Origin of the sequence: Mongoliibacter sp., from assembly GCF_007692705.1 — a bacterium.
In the GTDB taxonomy this organism is placed as follows: domain Bacteria; phylum Bacteroidota; class Bacteroidia; order Cytophagales; family Cyclobacteriaceae; genus Mongoliibacter.
The window spans coordinates 1-4,315 of the sequence record NZ_REBN01000042.1 but is presented as its reverse complement, the minus strand read 5'-3'; the positions used below and the strand labels follow the sequence as shown (position 1 = coordinate 4,315).

Below are 4,315 nucleotides of genomic sequence, written 5' to 3'. Positions count from 1 at the left end.
CTGCTGACATCATATTTCATTTCGTGCGGGATGACGCCCACTTTGACGATAGTGGCATTTTCTCTGGTGATTTTGGGAATGTCATCAGCATCTGCAGCTGAAATTACTTGATCAATTTCCAATTCAGGATTTCTGAAACTGATATAACTGTCCCTTCCCATTCGACCCCTTAGCCAGGATCCACCCTCATAATCTCCTACCTGATTTTCTCCACCAAGATCATTGCCCACTCGTACATTGGCGGGCGTGATATCCTCAGTAAATAGTCCAAGTGTCATTACCTCCCCAATTTTATTTCCGGCAAGGAAAAGCTCCATTTTTCCATCCTCCAAAAGGCTGGCATTTACCTCAAATAGGCCACTTTGGAGTCCTTTTGGGGTAGCTATTTTATAGGATTTACCATCCTGCTTCACTACCCAATTTAAGATGTCATCTTTTGCGTAGAGCACATAGCCATTTTGCTTATTGCCTTGCGCGACAATTACGCCTTCGATTCCATCAGGACCTTTGGCTAATTCTGCCCGTATTTTAATCTCCTTGCCTTTGATACTTGGTGGGAAAGCTATTGGTGCACGCCTGTCTAAGTTATATTCTTCTTCCACCAGGCTTTTTGCAATCCTATCTGTAAGCGTAAGCGTGGAATCTATCTTGCCCCTAGGCATCAATTCAGATAGTCTGCTGTCAAAATATTCAGGACTATTGAGGACAGCAGCAAAAATAACCTGTGAGATATAGGAATCTTTGGCATTTTCTTCATCCATACTTGCTTTATAAAGAAATTCGGGGATTTCTTTTGAGCCCCTTATGTCCGCGATTTTTTGGAAAGCAGATTTCCTAACATTCAAGTCTGAATCTTCTTGGACTTTGGATGCGCTTATTAATTTGAAAGATTCTTCTGTGTTGGGCAAAACTTCTATGGCATTTTTTCGCACCCCTGCAGAAGGGTGGCTTAATGCTTTTCCTACAATCTGTAGGCTGTTTCTATCGGATCCATCTAAGGCTTCCAGCCCATGCAAGGCCCATAAGGCATGGATGGCAGCCGTATTTAATCCAAGCTGGTCAGTCTTTCTATCTTCGATCAACTTGTAGAGGTCTTTGACTATGGAGGTGTTGTTTTTTTCTACAATAAGCCTCTGGGCAGTCATCCTCCAAAACATGTTGTCGCTTTTCAATCCTGCAATCAGCTCCCTGTTTTTATCCGGATCGATTGACATGGTCTTATAATCCTCATTCCCTTTGTAAACCAAACGATAAATTCTGCCATGTTTGGCATCCCTTAGAGGGTTGATATAGGCATTTCCAGGCCCGTTTTCAAAGCCCCGTGGTGTAGGGTTATGCTGAATAATGAAATTGTACCAATCTGCTACCCATAGTGCACCATCAGGCCCTACTTCTGCATGTACCGGAGAAAACCACTCATCTGAACTCGCCAGTATGTTGAAACCATTCCTCTCTTTGAACCCCGAACCATCTTTTTCGATGATAGCATTGTGTAGCACCCTACCGGTTGGTTCTGCCACAAAGGCTATTCTATTCCAATAGTTTTTTGGGAAATTACGGGCTGTATAGAAATTATGCCCGGCAGCAGCAGTGTAGCCTCCATGATAATCCACCTGTCTAAGCGCTGGTGTGAGATGGGGCATGTCTACATGGCTGTCTATTCCAAATACAGCATTGTTCATACCGCCACTGATAGGTCTTTTTACATATTCATTGCTCATGGCCAGGTAGGCACTATGCTGCCCGTTGGCTGTAGAAATAAAGACATTGAAGTCTTCAGAAAAACCCAGCCCCCAAGTATTGTTACTGGTAGAGCCCAGAAACTCCAGGTTTTTCCAGTCTGGATCAAACCTGTAAATTCCCTGGGAAAAACTGAATTCCTGACCATCTACCTGACCTTTGAATCCTGCGTACCCCAAAACTCCCCAGATTTTATTATCAAAGCCATATTTCAGATTGGAAGGACCTGCATGCGTGTCACTTTTGCCCCAACCCGTCATGATGGTTTCTCTATGATCTGCTTTTCCATCTCCGTTGGTGTCTTTGAGAAAAATAAAGTCCGGAGCCATGGAAATGAGAATACCTCCATTGACTGCAACCAAGCTGGTTGGGATATTCAAGCCTTCGGCAAAAACAGTTATTTTATCAGCTTTTCCATCTCCATTGGTATCTTCAAGGATTTTAATCCTGTCATTCCCCCCTTCAGTTCTGACCTCATTGGGATAGTCTTCCGTTTCGATGACATATAACCTGCCTTTTTCATCCCAACACATGGCCATAGGGTTGACAATATCAGGTTCGGATGCAAATAACTGCAATTCAAAGCCTACAGGAACTTGAACCAATTTCATGGATTCTTCCGGTGAAAGCGGTAGTTGATACCTCGGTGCCGGATCCCGTCTTTCGTAATTTGGAATTTCGGCGTCTCTAAACTCAGGTTGAGGCATATCAAAAGAGGCAACCAAGTCGGCTACTTTGTCTCCTATTGCCCATAAGATACCATTGGTCATCAATGTATGGAATTCGGGTTTGGACCAAGTACGTTCATCATGTCCATAGGCAGTATAGAAAACCCTTCCATCTCCCTGATTCCTGATCCAAGTCCAGGGTTCCCGGTGACCATCTTCTTCTCTTTCCATCAAAACAGTCATATCCGGGTTGATTTGAGAATGAATGTAGGTTTCATCCCAGGTTTCAAATATTCCAACGCCATCCATAATAGGATGCTCAGGCGCAATTATATCCACTGTAAAGTCGCCTGTTCCATGAGATTTGAATTGTCCGCCAACTGCCTTGACATACCAATCTGAGTTGCGGAAACAAAAAGATGCTGAATGAATGGGGATAAATCCTTTTCCGCTTTCCACAAACTTTTTTAGTGCAGCTTCCTGCTGAGGGCTGATCTCATCATGGTTGGCATAAATAACCAATCCGTCATAATGCATCAGGTTCTCATCATTGAGGTCATCAGGGTCTGAGGTGTAAGTGAAATTAATTCCTTTTTGAAAAAGTGGTCTAGCCAGATAGGGTAGTAGTTTTTCTGAATCGTGGTGCTTGCTATCATGGCCTAAAAAGAGGATTTCCGCTCTTCTCGGTTCATCTTTCAGGAAACTTTTTTGTTTTTCTTTGGCACAGCCAAAAAGCAGAAGAGAAACAAACAGTGCGTAGACTGTTGCTTTGGCGAACTTTATCATTTTGGGTTATCTGATTAATTTTCTGACAATCAAGTTCAGTGATTTTTAGCTTTTATTCTCACTGTTTTATGATTGATTATGACTGTATTTTGATATAAAATTCGATTTTATTACCTATTTTGAACAAAATTAGCTAAGTAATGAAGCATCCCTTACAAAAATCCCGGATACCTGAGGCAAACGCATTTGTAGCAAAAGAACTTATTGCCCCCTATTTTGATAAGCACTGGCACTTTCATCCGGAATACCAATTGTTTTGGGTAATCAAAGGAAAGGGAACCCGGTTTATAGGGGACCAGATGAAGCCATTTAAGGAAGGTGATATGGTCTTGACCGGACCGAACTTGCCGCACTTGTGGAGAAATGATCAGGAATATTTTGAGAAAAACACCAATTTGGAAACTCATGGAATAGTGGTTTATTTTCCCGAGGATTTTTTGGGTGATACTTTATGGAAAAAAGAAGAGTTTGAGGATATCAGAAACTTGCTTTACCGCTCTCAGCGGGGTTTGGAGATATTGGGGGAAACCAATCAAAACCTGAAGAAATTGTTACCGAGACTTGTTGGTGAGAAAGGGGCCATGAGTATGGTCCGGCTTTTGGAAATACTAGATAGGTTAGCTCATTCTGAAGATTGTCATCCCATTACTCAAGCGGGATATATCAACACTAATAAAGAGTCTGAGAAAGACCGGATGAGTCAGGTCTATGAATATGTGATGGAAAATTTCCAGCAGAAAATTTTTTTATCGGAAGTTGCTGCAATTGCCAATATGACTGAAAGTGCCTTTAGCAGGTATTTTACCTCAAGGATGAACAAGCCCTTTTCAGAGTTTTTGTCTGATGTAAGAATTGGATATGCTTGCAAGCTTTTGCATGAGGTGGAAGCCAATATCAGTGAAATCTGTTACGAGAGTGGATTTCAAACCTTATCCAATTTCAATAAGCAGTTCAAGGAAAGAATGGGAGTGACGCCGATGGTATATCGAAAGGATTACTTGAAAACTTTTAGTTAATTCTTTGATTTTGCTATTAAGATATTACGGTTAATTCAAATGCTACGAAGGCACAAAGACTCGAAGGGGCAATGAAATTACAAAGAGAGATAATGTTTTCTTAGC

General features: G+C 41.8%; 2 protein-coding genes. One reads left to right on the top strand and one right to left on the bottom strand.

Annotation, left to right across the window (positions count from 1 at the left end):
- The coding region (locus EA341_RS00640) for a PVC-type heme-binding CxxCH protein (protein ID WP_293010748.1) at positions 1 to 3,194 on the bottom strand (3,194 nt) is incomplete at its 3' end.
- Between the two features lie 140 nt (positions 3,195 to 3,334).
- Here EA341_RS00640 and EA341_RS00635 point away from each other — a divergent pair.
- Complete coding sequence (locus EA341_RS00635) at positions 3,335 to 4,210, top strand: AraC family transcriptional regulator (RefSeq protein WP_293010747.1); 876 nt, start codon at positions 3,335 to 3,337, stop codon at positions 4,208 to 4,210.
- Positions 4,211 to 4,315: the final 105 nt, after the last annotated feature.

Bases quoted from the DNA above. Each gene is read 5' to 3' on its own strand.
- EA341_RS00635 (WP_293010747.1), top strand. From the start codon at position 3,335: ATGAAGCATCCCTTACAAAAATCCCGGATACCTGAGGCAAACGCATTT.